Source organism: Paenibacillus lacisediminis (assembly GCF_046567315.2).
Window position 1 is genome coordinate 13,940 of the sequence record NZ_JBKIAX020000033.1, and the last position, 15,646, is coordinate 29,585.

At 45.9% G+C, this 15,646-nt stretch carries 7 protein-coding genes; all 7 read right to left on the reverse strand.

The window, feature by feature from the left end; all coding sequences use genetic code 11:
• Positions 1-8: 8 nt before the first annotated feature.
• The 7 genes from ACLD72_RS31990 to ACLD72_RS32020 all read right to left on the reverse strand — a co-directional run bounded on the left by ACLD72_RS31990 (position 9) and on the right by ACLD72_RS32020 (position 15,589).
• Positions 9-1,532: a stalk domain-containing protein gene (locus ACLD72_RS31990; RefSeq protein ID WP_411003544.1), complete on the reverse strand. Its 1,524-nt coding sequence runs from the start codon at positions 1,530-1,532 to the stop codon at positions 9-11.
• Between the two features lie 154 nt (positions 1,533-1,686).
• The gene (locus ACLD72_RS31995) at positions 1,687-4,116 is read right to left on the reverse strand and encodes a copper amine oxidase N-terminal domain-containing protein (RefSeq protein ID WP_411003545.1); all 2,430 of its coding nucleotides are present in this window, start codon (positions 4,114-4,116) and stop codon (positions 1,687-1,689) included.
• Positions 4,117-4,582: 466 nt separating this feature from the next.
• Entirely contained in the window at positions 4,583-5,935 is a 1,353-nt protein-coding gene (locus ACLD72_RS32000; protein WP_411003546.1) for an efflux RND transporter periplasmic adaptor subunit, read from the reverse strand.
• Positions 5,936-5,969: 34 nt separating this feature from the next.
• On the reverse strand, positions 5,970-9,104 hold the full coding sequence (locus ACLD72_RS32005) for an efflux RND transporter permease subunit (protein WP_411003547.1): 3,135 nt from the start codon (positions 9,102-9,104) through the stop codon (positions 5,970-5,972).
• A 424-nt stretch (positions 9,105-9,528) separates the two neighbouring features.
• On the reverse strand, positions 9,529-13,473 hold the full coding sequence (locus ACLD72_RS32010; protein ID WP_411003548.1) for an S-layer homology domain-containing protein: 3,945 nt from the start codon (positions 13,471-13,473) through the stop codon (positions 9,529-9,531).
• 374 nt (positions 13,474-13,847) lie between these two features.
• The gene (locus tag ACLD72_RS32015) at positions 13,848-14,231 is read right to left on the reverse strand and encodes a hypothetical protein (protein ID WP_411003549.1); all 384 of its coding nucleotides are present in this window, start codon (positions 14,229-14,231) and stop codon (positions 13,848-13,850) included.
• A gap of 236 nt (positions 14,232-14,467) precedes the next feature.
• The gene (locus ACLD72_RS32020) at positions 14,468-15,589 is read right to left on the reverse strand and encodes a glycosyltransferase family 4 protein (protein WP_411003562.1); all 1,122 of its coding nucleotides are present in this window, start codon (positions 15,587-15,589) and stop codon (positions 14,468-14,470) included.
• Positions 15,590-15,646 lie beyond the last annotated feature (57 nt).

Sequence of the window (15,646 nt, forward strand, 5' to 3'; positions counted from 1 at the left end):
AAATTATTTTATTGTGGTACTGCAATCCACGGTTTCTCATAGGCTGGTTTAGCGGTATCCAGACCTGTGACAATGGTGGATATTTTCTGTTTCAAGGTTTCTAATTGAAGCTGCGCTTGAAACACTTCATATTGAGTCGCCATGCCCAGTTCATAACGTTTTTGTACTACGTTCAAGGCGTCAGTGGCGCTTGTTAAGGAAGCCTGAAGCTGAGTGTATTGAGTTTCAAGCTGTTTGATTTGATCATAGGTTTTCCGGATGGCATCTTCAAGTTGTTTCTTGGCTTCAGATACACTAATCTTTTTCACATCAACGCCGATTTTTGTATTTTCATAAGCGTTGATCGTTTGCCCATTGGCGAAAGTAAAATAATTAACGTTCAGATCAGCCTGCTCAACCTCGCGTTCAGCCTTCCACACGGTAGGGCTGTCGGCTTGAACCCGGCCAATATGAGCGTCCACATTATCTTCAAATACTTCAAATTTGGGAAGATCCGTAACTTCATACTTCTGATCCGCTTTATAGCCTATTAACGCATTTAAAGTTCGATAGGCTTCATCCAGAGCCTTAGCCGCTACTTCCTGCGCAGCTTTAGTCTGGGCCAACGTATTCTGCGCTTGGGTCACTTCATATTCGCTGGCCATTTGATTCGCCAACTTGGTCTGTGCAATGCGCAGCTTCCATTCCGCATCCGTTACGTTGAGATCGGCCAAGCGCTTATCCTCAATGGCGTTAATGATAGTATTATAGCTTTTTTTTACGTTGTAAGCCATGCTCTCTTTGGCCACCTCTAAGTCTTTCTTGGATATCAGGTAGGTTATTTGGGCCTGACTGTAATTATTGAAAGCGGCTTTTGCTTCAGGATTGCCGTTCGGACCGGGAGTAGGGATATAATCAATCTTATCGGCTGTGTCTACCAACTTATTGTCTTCAGCCTTAAGCGATTTCTCCTGCATCTTGATTATATTGCTGTTGGCGACCGCAAGAGCGACAGCGTCTTCATAGGCCAGCGGCTCCGTGTTGGTCTCATAAATGGCTTCCGTAGTTGTAACAGGGACAATCGGAGCAGGATTTGAACCGCTCTGTTCACTTTCCGTCTGCACAGGCAGCTCAATTTGGATGGTTGAAGTTGCTTTATCCCAATCCACTTTAGCGCCGAACGATTCCCCAACAAAACGTAACGGTACGTAGGCAGACCCATTTATGAGTTTAGCGGGCGTCTCCAAAGTAATCGATTCACCGTTCTTGTGAGCGGTAGTATTATTCACTTTCAATTCAATGGTGTCCGCACCCTTGGTTGCAGAAATTAGTCCGGTTGCCGTGTCATAATCAACTTGCGCGCCAAGCGATTCAAACAGAGCCCGCATCGGAACCAAGGTTACATGATTGCTTTGAATGGGTTGTTGACTAAATGTCTGAGTTATTCCATTGAGGGTTACATGAATATCGTTTGCCGATTGCGCAGAAGCTGCACCCACTACAACGGAAGACAACAGTGCTGTGGAAACTAAAGCGGAGCCCAGTCGTTTCATCTCATACCACTCCTCCTTACACTATATTGTAGACTTATTACGATTCCATAATGAATAAAACCTGTATTTCGGGAAATACTATGAAAAAAGGGCTCCCCTAATAGGAACCCCTTTTTCATTATTCATAAGACGTTAGAACCAGCGATAGCGGTTCTTATTTTGCTTGTGTTACCGTAACTGTGTTAGTATCTTTGTCCCATTTGATATCTGCTCCCAAAGCTTGACCTACCCAGCTGATAGGCAGAACCGTACGGTTGTTCTTAGTGATTGCTTTAACGTCCATGTTAATTGCTGCACCGTTAACCGTCAGGATGTTAGTTTTCAGTTTGATTTGTACGATACGGTCACCTTTCAACAGCGTGACTGTGGAAGTCTTCTTATCAAACTTAATGTTTTGCGGAGCAACACCCAGAGCGTCGGCTACGTAACGAACAGGCAGGAAAGTGCGTCCGTTCTCGATGTAAGGAGCAACGTCGGCTGTATAAGTTGCACCATTTACAGTGTAGCTCGTGCTGCCGATTTTGAAGATAGATACAGTATTACCTTTGGAATCTTCAACCGGTGCCGGAGTAGAAACTTTAGCGATAATTGCTTTTGCTACCGCTTTGTTATCTTTCCAATTCGAATACTTTTGAGTTTCGGATACAGCATCACCTTCAACGGACAGTTCAACTTTTCCTTCCGGAACAGTACGGTCAAGGATAACGTTAACGTCCGATACGGAAATCGTGCTAGCCGCATCGCTTTCGCCCTCAACGTCGAAGATCACAGTTTTGTCATCGCTCGATCTTCTAACATTGTTGATAATCAGGTCCCCGCCAGAAACTTTAACCGTTGGCGTACTTGCAAATTTAACGCCATCCGGCAGAACCAAACGAACTTCGCCATCGTCCACCAAAGCGCCAGCTTTACCTTCAGTGATGGTGAAATCACCGGCCTTTTGTTCGCGTGCACCGATAATGACATCAGGAGCCGATGCTACTTGCGCAGTAACCGGAGCAACAGCCTTAGCTACTACAACGTCCCCTTTAACTCCTGCGGAACCGCCAACCGAAATCTTCAAATCGCCGGTGAAGTCAGGAGCCAAAGCTACTTCAAGATCTTCGAAGTCAAGCGTCGCTGCATCCGTATTACCAGTGTCGCGCTTCACCAAGTATTTGGCTGTACGATTGTTATTTCCTGTAAAGCCTTCAAACGTCAATGTCAAACCTTCGTCTGTTACAGTAGGAAGGGAATTTGGTTTTTTATCCTTATTCTTACCGTCAATATCCCATTCATACTCATCCTGCCATCTAGCACCTTCCGGCAGCGTCAGTTCAAGATAACGTCCGTTCGAGCCAGTTACGATACTGTCACCAACAGTCTCAGTAATATGGAAATCGGCAATTCTCTGTTCATCTTGGCCGGAAACCAAAGTAGGTGCATCTTCAGCCTTCAGCGTGGATTCATATTCACCATAAGTACCAATTTTGGCTTCAGAAATGTTAGCGGAGGTTCTGCCGCTCAGGCGAGCAATGATATCGCCTTTCTTGACTTTTGTGGAATCCTCAACTCTGAAGTCATAAGGAATTTCAATTTTGGTCTCAACTTTATTGGCATTTTTATTGCGTGCTTCCACCGCTGCCTTTGTAGCGTCGTCATTTTTAACCGTAATAACCAGTTCTTGATCGTCTTTCTCATGTGTAATTTTAAGCCACTCAGGTTTAAAATCACCGTACATAACTTTCATCGCTTTATTATTGTTGACCCAAGCATATCCATTAGGCAGTTTAATTCTTAATTCGGTGTTTACATCCAGTGCACCAGGATACGGTTCCTCGATGACGATCTTAGGATCAAATCTCTCATTCGATGTATCCAAGCTGCCAAAAGACACATTAAGATTGTTTTTGTTTTTAGCAACTGTAGCAACAATTTTGGAACCAGCCGGGAAAGGACTGCTTCCAGGAGCCGTGAATTCAACCTTAGCTTCGTCACTGCTATCGATGATCAAACCACCGAGAACCAGCGTGAAGACTGCTGGGTCATCCGAAAGAACTTTGCCATTTTCACCAACGTATTGAATTGCAATTGTACTTGCACCGGAAACATCCGGAACTACTTCAAAATCAGCATTTGTAAGATCGTTTGCGTCATTAGCCAATTGCAAGGTGTTTACAAAGTCCTTATATTCCGGCTTGTTCAAACCGCTAAATGCAACAAATTCGCGTCCCTCAATGGTATAAACAGATTTAGTGACGCTGTCTTTTTTCGCCAAATCAAATGGCAAGCTAATATTAAGCGTATCGCCCTTGCGAAGGGTAGAGAACTTAGGAATCTCAAATTTGATGCTGCCAACGCGCTGAACAGTATTATTATTAACTACGCTCGGCGTGCTCAGAACCGTAATGTCACCACTGCTGGCAGCTTCAACAGCGGATGGAGCAACAATTGCTGTTACAGGCGCCGCTACACCGGCAACCAATGTTGCTGTAGCAAGCACGTTAATAATTCTTTTGTTAAACTTTGTCATAACCTTTTTTTCTCCTCCTTGAACATCATCAATTACAATATTATTTTCTTTGTGTCGAGTCGTGTCACTCATGTCGTTACACCTCCTTTCCGAGTATAGATGCAACTCTTATAAAATGATATCTGTGACAATATCACAGAAGCTTGAAACCAAAATAATGAAGCAGGCGAAAAACTCACAACTTACTCCAGTATTATACAATGTGATTACAACGCCGTAAAGATTTTTTATCATATTTTGTCTTTTAAGATTGTAATCATCTGTACCATACTCACACAATTAGACGTTTTGGAGTTCGAAAAGTTGCGATACTTTTAAAAAAGTTTTTGATTTTTTTAAAAAGTATGTATTCACCCTTCTTACAGTTATAATTATACTCTAAAGGCTTATCTAGCGTCATCCAGCAATTATTTCCTACATCTCCTAATATCTACATAAACAAGGAGGTGCAGAATGATACGGATAGGGGTTCTAAAACGCATCATTCTGCCCAGAAAAAGTAAACACATGCAAAGATATGCCAAGCAAGAAGCCATTATTACTGATTTATAATGGTGACCTTGGCGCCGTCAGTAAGCATAACTGCGCCCTTAACGACGATCTGTTGCCCCTCTGAGAGCCCTTCGGTTACTTCCACCTGCTCGGCGCTCTCTTCTCCTGTCTGAATTTTCACTTGTTTTGCAACATTTCCTTCAATTATATAGACGTACTTTACGCCAGCCTTTTCAGTAACAGCGGCTTGCGGAACGAGCAACCCTTCCGCTGCCCCGGATTGGATATACACATTGGCTACCATGCCTGCCTTAAATGTGCTAGAAGGATTTTCTATAGAGATTTCAACAGGATAAGCTTTCAGATCCTGATCCATGACAGAGTTGATTGCCGTAACCTTGGCGTTAATTCTCTTGTCGACGGAAGGAATGCCTACTGTCACGGAGGAACCGACTTTAACCTTCATCATTTCAGACTCGGACAAATTTACTTTCACAAGAATCGGATTGGTATTTGCAATCGTGACAACAGGCGATTGAGGACTCACAATCTGTCCAACATTGCCGTTGACAGCCGAAAGCGTTCCGGACATGGGCGCCTTAACCGTAGCGTCATCCAACTGGCTGCGAGCTGTCTCAAGAGCGGAGCGCAACTGTTCAACATTGGCCTTAGCCACATCAATACCGGCCCCCTTACGGGCCAGTTCAAGTGATTTTAAGGCGTTTTGATATGTCGTTTGTGCGCTTTCCAATGAAGTTTGAGCGTTGCTCAACGTCAGCTTTGCATTGTCCAGCCTGGTTTGGGCCTGCCTTACTGTCGTCTGTGCCTGCTCCAGATCCGTCTGAGATACAGCGCCTGCCGCAAATAGCTGCTGCGTACGGTTCAGGGCGTTTTGCGCGTCCTTCAAAGAGGTCTCTGCATCCTTAATTGTGTTTTTCGCCGTATCTATAGAGCTTTGCTGCTGATCAAGGGCGGCTTTAGCCTGATCAACTCCGGATTCCGCCTGCTGAATCGATTGCTCCGTACTGCTCTGCGCTTGCTTCAGGTTAGCAAGCGCAACATTATAAGATTCCTCGGACTGCTTGATGCTGTCGCGAATATTCTTTTGGTCCAGCGTAAACAAAACTTGGCCCTTTGCAACGGTCTGCCCGATTTTCAAATTGATGCTTGCAATTGTACCATTGATCTTTGGAGCTACCTGAACGGTTTTGTTGGGAGCCAGTGTGCCGACAACACCTGCTTCAGCTTCAATACTGCCCCTGGTTACCTTCCCGACCTCAACAGACACGGCCGCTTGTTCCGCTGGTGCGGCTGCAGGAGGCTGGCCTCCTGAGCAGCCGGCCAACGCCACTGATAAAGCCAAGGCCGATAACATTATAACTACACTTTTTTTATTCATGGTTTTCCCACCTCACTATGTCCCGCTTTATCTATTAGACCTGCAAACTGCCTTGCTCAAGTTTCGCTTGTTTCTTTGCTTCCCTTTTCTGCTGGCGTTTAAGCTTGCGGGTATTGCGTCTAACTGTAATGTTATCGAGCAAAATATATACGACAGGGATCAAAATCAACGTAATGATGGAGCCGAAAGCAAGACCAAATACAACGACAACCGCCATAGGCGCCATAGTCTCATTTGCCGGGTCGCTGGAGACGACCATCGGCACCATTGCAAGCACCGTCGCCAGCATCGTCATCATAATCGGCCGCAGCCGTTCGGACGCCGCATGCAGGATCGCCTTCTCGCGATCCATCCCCTCTTTACGGAGCTGAATAACAAAGTCAATCAAGACAATCGCATTGTTAACAACAAGTCCGGCGAGCATGATATACCCGATAAAGGCCATGATACTCAAAGCGGTCCCTGTCAAAATCAATCCCAGAACAACACCTATGAACGTTGGCGGGATCGAGAACATAATGACAAATGGTGTAAACATAGATTCAAACTGTCCGGCCATAACCATGTAAATCAGGAGGACGGAAATCAGAAGGGCAAAAGCTAGACTCATAAAAGACTCCATCATTTGTTCTTCTTGCCCGCCGCCGGTATCCACGGTATAGCCATCAGGCATCGACAATTGATTCAGCAGTTTGGCTACATCCTGGTTAACACTGACCATATCTCTGCCTTCAACGTCTGCCTTAACCTGAACCTGACGGGTCTGATTTTCCCGGGTGATGGTGACAGGAACCTCGGCACGCTTCAGACTTGCAACTGAAGATAATGGTACGTCAATGCCCCGCGGCGTGGTAATCCGCAAAGTCTCAAGATAAGAGGCATCTTCCTTGAACTGCTCAGGCATAGAAATCTTAACATCAATTTCATCGTCTCCAGTGCGGTAGGTCGTAGCAACCGACCCATTGAATGAAGTACGCACCGCCGACAATATCTGTGATGTAGACAGCCCATACTCTGCAGCCAACTGACGGTTAACGATGACTTGGAATTCCTCGCGAGCGTCGTCTAGTGAACTCTTAACGTTAACCGCTCCCGGAACATCGCTTACTCCTCTGACAAGTTGATCCGAAAGCTCCCGCAGCACCTCCATATCGTCGCCTTTGAGGTTGATTTGAACGGCTGCACCGGCGGAGAAACTTTCACCCACCGTAAGGGTTACTTTCGCATCCGGAATATTGGTGATTTTTTTCCGAAGCTCGGATACGATTTGATCCGTTGAACGTGAACGTCCATCAACCAGCGTCACATCCAATGTAGCTGCGTTCGTCGGACTACCAAAGCTGAAGCCTCCTGCCGAACCTACACTTGCCGACATTTTATCCAATTCAGGGATGTTATTAATTTCTTTCTCAATTTGCTGGACAACTTTGTTTGTTTCCTCCAGCTTGGTTCCATCCGGCAATGTCACCGATACACTGAACTGTCCCACATCTTGAGCCGGGATAAACTCTGACTTAACCAATGGAGTTAAAGCACCTGCACCTATAAACATAAGAATTGTTATAATGAGCACACTTTTTCTGTGATGGATGCTCCATTCCAACGTCTTGCTGTAGCCGTTTTTGAACTTTTCGAACCCGATATTGAACCATACGATTGGATTGAATCCCCGATAAGTACCTGAGGTATACACCGACTCGTCCGGAAGCTTCGGCAACCAGCGTGAACTAAGCATCGGAACAATCAACAGGGAAACAAGCAATGCTGCGATGTGAGAGAAAATAATCGTCAAAGCGAGCGGCTTAAATAACTCGCCTGCGATCCCTTCTGTGAATACAATCGGCAAAAAGACAACGATCTGCGCAAGCGCCGATGCCATAACGGCATTGCCGACCTGCTTGGAGCCATCGATTGCGCCCTGCAGCATGCTTTTCCCCTCATGCCGCTGCCTGAAAATATTCTCGATAATAACGACCGCGAAGTCCACAAATGAACCCAGGCCCAGGAGCAAACCGGCGAGCGATATAATATTGATCGTCTGGCCTGTGAAGTACATCATTAAGAAAGTGGCCACAAACGAAATTGGAATTACAACAGCCGCAATGATGGTTGAGCGGACGCTGTTCAGGAACAACAAGAGAATGGCGGATGCGATAATAAGGCCAAGAATAGCGTGCTCTACCAACAGATCAACCGAGTCATGGATCGGCTCGGAGGCATCCGTTACAAGCTCAAGCTTGGTTCCTTCCGGCAGTTCCTGCCGAATCGAATCCAGCCTTTCCTTTACAGCATTCGCGATTTGCAAAGTGTTGCCGCCGGATGCTTTAGTAACCCCAATATTGATACTCGGTTGCCCATTGTATGTAGAAATGGAGGTTACATCTTCGAAAGAATCCTCTACTGTAGCTATATCTTTAAGTTTAACGCTCCCTGATCCCGCTGCAATCGGAATTTCTCTCATTTCCGGAACGGCCCGGTACTCGCCATCAACACGTATTTGAATTTCCGAGTTACCCTTCCTTACAGCACCGGCAGAACCCGATTGGTTATTGGCGGCCAGTGCTTGACTTACCTGATCCAAGGTGATTCCATAACTTTCGAGCTTGGCGGGATCCAAATTTACGCGAATCAATCTGTCTTGTCCCCCTGCCACGCTTACGGACGCCACACCCGCTATTCTTTCAAGCTCGGGCTGAATAATGTCTTCCGCGATTGGCCTTAGGGAATTGACATCCTGATCTCCTGTAAACGCAAGATTGATAATAGGGCTAGCATTTACATCAAGCTTCAATAGTCTTGGAGAATTAGCCGAATCAGGCAAAGCGCCCCTGACTCCGTCCAACTTATCCCGGATATCCAAACTAGCCTGATCCAGATCTGTCCCCCAGTTGAACTGGAGCATGACCATGGATGAGGCTTCCTGCGATTGAGAACTAACCGTATCTATGTTCTCTACGGACGCAAGGTTTTTTTCAATGGGCTTGGTCACCAACTCCTCGACTTCAGATGGCGTAGCCCCTGGTATGCTTGTGACAACGGCCACAACAGGAAACTGAAGCTCCGGCATCTGTTCCACCGGCAGCTTTGACCCAAAAATACCGCCCCCGATCAACAAAGCCACAACCAGCATAAAGACGGTTACGGGACGGCGTATTGAAAACTGGGACATTTCTCCACCCCCACATTATTTCTATAATCTATTTTTCAGGCTCCTGATTTACTACGGCGACGTATGCCCTTAGGTTACATTCGCACTACTCTTTCCAGTACTGCTCCTTCCTGTTGAGAAATAGGCCATCAAGCTCAAGATTTTACATTAATCATTATGCATCCTACATATTTCCCAGTCAAATATTCCAAGCACGAATAAAATCCCTCTTTGCCCCCTCCTTTTTACTATTATAAAGCCTAACCCCTTCCTTTTAATCGTACTTTCGTACATGTACCTTTGTTCAAATGAAAACTAGTCTAGGGTCTAGGTATAGAGATTATGACAAGCGATATGAAAAACACCTAATGTCAAAATGTCAAAAAAGCGCGGGCGCAGAGCCACTTCTCTACACCCGCACTTTTTTTGCATTAAAGAAACATTATTACATCTTAGGCAGTTTCTTCTGGTCAATCATTACTTTGGAAATAATAATTGCAGCGTCCCCGCGAAGCGTCGAAGCTTCAGGATTAAAATTATAGCCCTTGGCAGGATCTTTCGAATCTATCGGCGAACCGCTAATAAATCCTTTTTTCGCGATGGCCAGAACGGAAGCTTGGGCATAATAATCAATCGTTGAATAATCCTTGAAATATTTTTGAAGTCCTTTTTGGATCTTCGCATGGTCAGTGTCAAGTTTCAGGTTCAACGCCTTTGCAATGATGACTGCAGCATCCTGGCGGGTAATAAGCCCGTCCGGATTGAAGGCACCAGGTTGCGCCCCTTTAATATAACCTGCCCTTGCCGCAGTTTCTACGAAGCGGTAATCCCATAAGGCGTCCAGGTCAATCACCGCACTTTTTGGCACATCCCCAAAGTGCTGCTGGCCGCTGTAATTTAAAGCGAGCTGTTGGGCTTTGGTAATCATGCGTACAAATTCGGCACGCGTGATTTTCTTATCCACACCAAATTGCGTAGACGGATCTATCGGATTCATGACCCCTTTAGCAAAAACAGTCTCAATGAATTCCCGCCCATAAGAGTGATCGATAATGTCCGTGTAAGTAGAGCTTAACTTGGCGACCACATAATAGCCAAATCGGTCAAACGGAACTTTAATGGTATGTTTCTTGGCGTCTACAACCCCGCCGATGTTTTCCCATTCTTTGTTTTCCGGATCAAAATGGAACACGGTCACGAGCCGGCCGGCATCCTGAGCCATCGCCGCATCGTAAGCCAACGTCAATTCGCCGCGTTTTGACGGAACCAGTTCATTTTCCGGATCCCGTTTGAAGAAGCTTGGAATCTTCGAAAAATCAAACTGATACGGATCCGCCCCTTCGGTGATCGGGTCATATCCGGCTGTAGTGATATCGTCCGCGATACCGGCATCAATCCAGAACACCGGGCTGGCCTTGGCAAAACGATCCGGGAAATTACTGATAAAATATTGCCGTCCCGTATCTACCAAGTAGTTATAGTCGGCATAATTAACCTCAAATTCATGGCGGTCCACGACGCCGTCTTCGTTGTTGCCGATGGCAAAGCGAATCGTATGGCCGGAGAACACCTGGTTCTTCAATTGCTCGGGAAGATCATAATCCCGGCGAATCAAACTGGTGCCTTTTGTGAATTTCAGTGACAAGGCTCCGTCAAACACTTTATGCGAGCTTGCCATTGCAGCCATGAATTGACCGCCTGGAATATTGGTCGGTACATATTTGACCGTGATGGTCTCCTTCAGCTCGTCTTTTCCTTCCTTGACGACAATGTTGATTTTCGTATCCTTATTCGCCTTCAAGCCAGTGACAACGGCCCGGAAGGCACGCGGATAATCACTTTTACCATCCAAATCGGCATCGTAAGCAACCTGTTCCGCTTCTTTTTTGTCGATCGTCACGCTATCGGCAGTTTCTGAGGCAACGACAACCTCCACAAAATTTTGGTTCAAAATGCGCTTTTCCGGCAATGGCCGAATGACGTTAAACACGGTACGTTCATATAAAACTTCAATACGATAGGTCGAAGTAGCTCCATTGCTGGTGACCGTGAAATTGTAAACGACAGGAGAACCGTCCTTAGGCAGCTCCTGATTAATTAATACGAAGCTGAAATATTGACCTTTTTCATTATAGTAAACGCGCAGGTCATTGACACTCTTCCCTGTGCTCTTCTCGTAAACTTTACCTGTATCTTCGGAATAAAGTTCGTTGTCCAGGGTCCAGGTAATGCCATCGGAACTGGCGCTGTCCTCGGAGGACTTTATGTTCAAAATGTAATCCTCGGGATTGTCCAAATCCTCCAGCGCAGCATTTACCGCACTATTGCTAATACCTAAATCCAGAAAATCAAAGGTGCCGTAAATTTTGATCTCCGACTCTTTCGTAGAGAACGTGGAGCCGTTTTGTTTGAAAGCAGGGTCGGCAGCCGCCGGAATCTCATATGCGTTGCCAGTGGTAAACGGAATGACCCCCAAAGTGTCATTAACCGGGATATCCGGTACATTGGTTTGCGCCACATTAATTTTCACGCTTTTGGTGTAAGAGCTATTGCCGGATTTATAAACCAGCTTGATGACGTTGTTCCCCGTGCTGATCGCATTAGTCGCCGTTTTCTTATCCCCGCTGGCTAATTTAAATTTATTGGGTGCCCCGTTCTCCTCCAGATCAACCAATGTATTATTGATATACAAATAGACCGTACGGGTGGAGCCGCTGTATTTAATAGTACCGGAATCAGGAATATTGAACAAAGTACCCGAAAAATCACCGACCGCATCCAAAATATTGTTCGTCATGCTGTCAACCGACGTCGTATCGACCGAGATTTGCTGCCCTTCGTAGAGCTTGTCGAATTGAACATAAGGACCATACAGCACGCTGGCCGCAACCGTCTTTTTGCTGCCGCCGACGGACAAGGTAATGTACTGGGTACCGTCGGAAGGAAGTTTATCGAATTTAACGATAATTCGCATCACATCCGTCTGGACCCCATTAATCGACTGTGTCGACAACTTACGGTTCACCACTTCCGGTTTCACGCCGCTGATATCCAGATCATTCCCCTTGGAATCTGTGATCTTGTCCAGACCAACATCGGTGGAATTATCTCCGTTAACTACCAGCACTTCAAAGCCGGCAGGCAATGCATAAATATCGGTAAAACTGGTTTCGCTTGTCAACGTACCCGTCAAGTTCAGAGCCTGGTCGGCAGTCGTATTGCTGTTATAGCCGTCAAGGTAGTTTACTTGATAAATATAGGGTTGCAAGCTGTCGCGCAACGTAAAATAAGCTGTAAATTCCCCGACTGGATTACCTGTACCGCTGGAGTTCATAACTTTCAGTTCGACTTTGACCGTTTGATCGTAGGCAATGGTTGCCGGGGCATCAATGGAATAGCTGATTACCGTAAACCCGCTGCTGGTATCCGTCGAATCAACCGTAGCATTGACGCTCCCTGTCCCTGTAGCTCCGCCGGAAAATGTATAGTCTACCGTAAATGTACCGCCCGTAATTGGAATGATGGCTTTCCCGGTGAGGTCAATGGATCCTGCATTGCCTGGAGCAACGTTAAAATCCGGGGCCGTTGCCAGGTCCGGAGATTTCGAACCTCCGGCCGTCAGATAAGTATCGTAAAACGTAGCACGACCGTTGTTAAACGCAAGCTCCCGTGTCGTTTCAACCGACTGGTCACCGTTGGTCGCTTTGATCGTGATCAGGTTTTTGCCTTCATTCACCTTAATTGATGAAGCCGTAAATTTGTAATCGTTGTAACTGGATACTTTATAGGACCAGCTCTTCCCGTCTACAGTTACCGTGACGGACGTAGCATTTTTGGCCACCCCGCTAATGATAACTTCAGCCGAGCTCTTCCCATAATCCTTTGATCTTGGGGATGCGGTTACTACAGCCGTGGAGTCCTCGCTTAAGTCAACGGTTTCTCCGCTCAGACTTGCTTTCAAATTGGAAAGCGTCGGTCCGTTGCGAAACTCGATATAGATGGACTCTTCGACCGATTTAGAACCATTCGTTCCTTTGAACGTAATTCTGTTCATCCCGGGATATAGCTGCAAGTCCGTAACCTTAATATCATAGCCGTCAACCGAAATACCGCCGGTTTGCCCTACATTGGAGGTGACAACTTCCCATTTTCCGGACTTATTCTCAGCGATTTGATAAACGCTATAAGAGATATTGCCATTGACATTGCTAATGGAACCGACAAGATTCACCTCGTCCGTGTTTGCGACTCTGGCAGAGTCCACATCATAGCTTTCGTTCGGAAACACAAAAAAATTCCCCGATGCAGCATGTGCGGTATTGGTCAAACCGGCCGGGAACAGACCAATCATCAGCAACGCTGTCATCAATAAGGACATTACTTTCTTCAACTCAAATCCCCCTTTTGGTTTTCGCATAATCTGCCTTCTGTCACTCGAAAAGCGACGAATCCAGCCACATAAATTTTATATCGGCCGCAGGAACTAAAAATTTAACCCCAAGACGTAGATTAGATCAGGTATTTCGTCCGCCACTTCCTTCAGGTGGAAAGCAGAAACTACAATCCAGGAAGATTTTTTTGAATATCGGCTCCCGCAGTTTTGTTAAACCTACAAAAAAGGCTCTACCAGCTAAAATGCTGATAGTGCCTTTTGAGTTATTGTTGTACTAAACGGTTAAATAGTCCTTTCGTATGAATTATGCTACAAGAATAAGAGAATAATCAAAAAGTCCGTTAACAATATCTGCGGGCTTTTTGATCTTCTTAACGATATGCAGTCCTAAGTCTTGTTGTGACATAAGCGTTATTATCCCCTGAAATTTCAATGTAGTAATAGCCAGGGCGAGGATTTTTATGATGGCTTATAAAACCTATACTTTTCATTTCTGGCCGTAAAATTAGCTGGCTCATTAATATTGTATCCTCAGTCTCTGCATCTTCAAACAATAAATAGACATTAGCATTTCCGGCTGTCATCAGATCAATGGATAATTTAACTTCTTCGTTATCAATATACAGCTTTTCACTTATTACATGGCTTTCATATTCATTTTTAGTTACATCGATATGAGGGAAGGCGTAAGCGTTTGATGAAAACATCAGAAAAGCAGCGATCATTACCAGCAACATTGGTTTAAACTTTTTCATATACAGTAGTACCTCCTATAATATGGTTTATATTACATAATAATCTTATTCCAGTGAGAGTGTCGAAGTATCGCGTTTGATGTCGCTGAGGAGAAATTTTCTATCGAAATTCCATAAACAAATATATTGCATTTCCTACAACAACACCCAAACTTCTAAGCCAGTCCTTCGAAAATAACGAAAAAGCCTTACCGCAACATTAGTTGCAAGCAAGGCTTGTCTTTTCTTTTTTCAAATTACTTTGATCCCCGCTCTTCCCCGACCTTCATGCGCAGGCGCGCGAAGAAGTCGAGCACCGGGCGTTTCGTTTTGCCGATGAGGCCGATGACCTCGGCGCCGATCTGCAGGAAAAACACCATAACGCAGATGACGACGAAGGTGACCCAGTTGGCGTTGTACATCGCTGCCGAAGACTGGATGACCGCCAACACACCGAAGAACGCGGCGATGCTGTAGATAATAAGTACCGTCTGGCGGTGGCTGAAGCCCAATTCTCGCAAGCGATGATGCAAGTGTCCCTTGTCCGGCGAAAAGATCGGCTTCTTCTGCATCCAGCGGCGCACGATGGCGAACATCGTATCCGAAAGCGGCACCCCGATCAGAATGAGCGGCGTTAGGAAAGATACGATCGCCACCTGCTTGAAGCCGAGCAGCGACAGAAGCGCCAGACAAAAGCCGAGGAACAGCGCGCCCGAATCGCCCATAAATATTTTAGCAGGATGAAAATTAAAATACAGGAATCCCAAAATACTGCCGAGCAGCAGCAGGCATAAAAGCGCCACCATAACATTGCCCATAACAAAGGCCATGACAGCAATCGTGCCGATGGCTATCGCGGATACGCCGGCCGCCAAGCCGTCCAATCCATCAATCAGGTTGATCGCATTTGTCACACCTACGATCCACAAGATAGTGAACGGAATCGACACCCAAGTTTCCACGGCAGCATAAGTATGAAACGGAATATTTGCAAATTCAATCCGGATATCGAAGCCGAACACGACGATGCAGGCCGTTGCGATCTGCACGAGGAATTTTAGTTTCGCCGGCAAATCGAAGCGGTCATCCAAAGCTCCCAGCAGCACGGTGATCGAACCGCCCACCAGAAAAGCCTTAATAAAGTTCACTTCACGAAGCGTGAAAATCTCCGGAATAAACGGGAAAAGCAGCAGCAACGCAATGACAAACGAAGCGAAAATCCCCAAACCACCGAGTCTCGGCATAATTCGCGTATGAACTTTTCGGGCGTTTGGCACGTCCACGGCGCCGACGGCAAAAGCGAACTTTTTGACGAGCGGCGTTAATCCCAAGGCCAAACCAAGCGAAACGATGAATCCGATGATATAAATCATCCACAACATTAAATTTTCGACCTCCAATTGTTCTGCCGGAATGAATTATACTCCGTTTAGAGA

What these genes read in the sequence shown, in the direction of transcription:
- ACLD72_RS31990 (WP_411003544.1), bottom strand. Translation starts at nt 1,532, where the DNA reads ATGAAACGACTGGGCTCCGCTTTAGTTTCCACAGCACTGTTGTCTTCC.
- ACLD72_RS31995 (WP_411003545.1), bottom strand. Translation starts at nt 4,116, where the DNA reads ATGAGTGACACGACTCGACACAAAGAAAATAATATTGTAATTGATGAT.
- ACLD72_RS32000 (WP_411003546.1), bottom strand. Translation starts at nt 5,935, where the DNA reads ATGAATAAAAAAAGTGTAGTTATAATGTTATCGGCCTTGGCTTTATCA.
- ACLD72_RS32005 (WP_411003547.1), bottom strand. Translation starts at nt 9,104, where the DNA reads ATGTCCCAGTTTTCAATACGCCGTCCCGTAACCGTCTTTATGCTGGTT.
- ACLD72_RS32015 (WP_411003549.1), bottom strand. Translation starts at nt 14,231, where the DNA reads ATGAAAAAGTTTAAACCAATGTTGCTGGTAATGATCGCTGCTTTTCTG.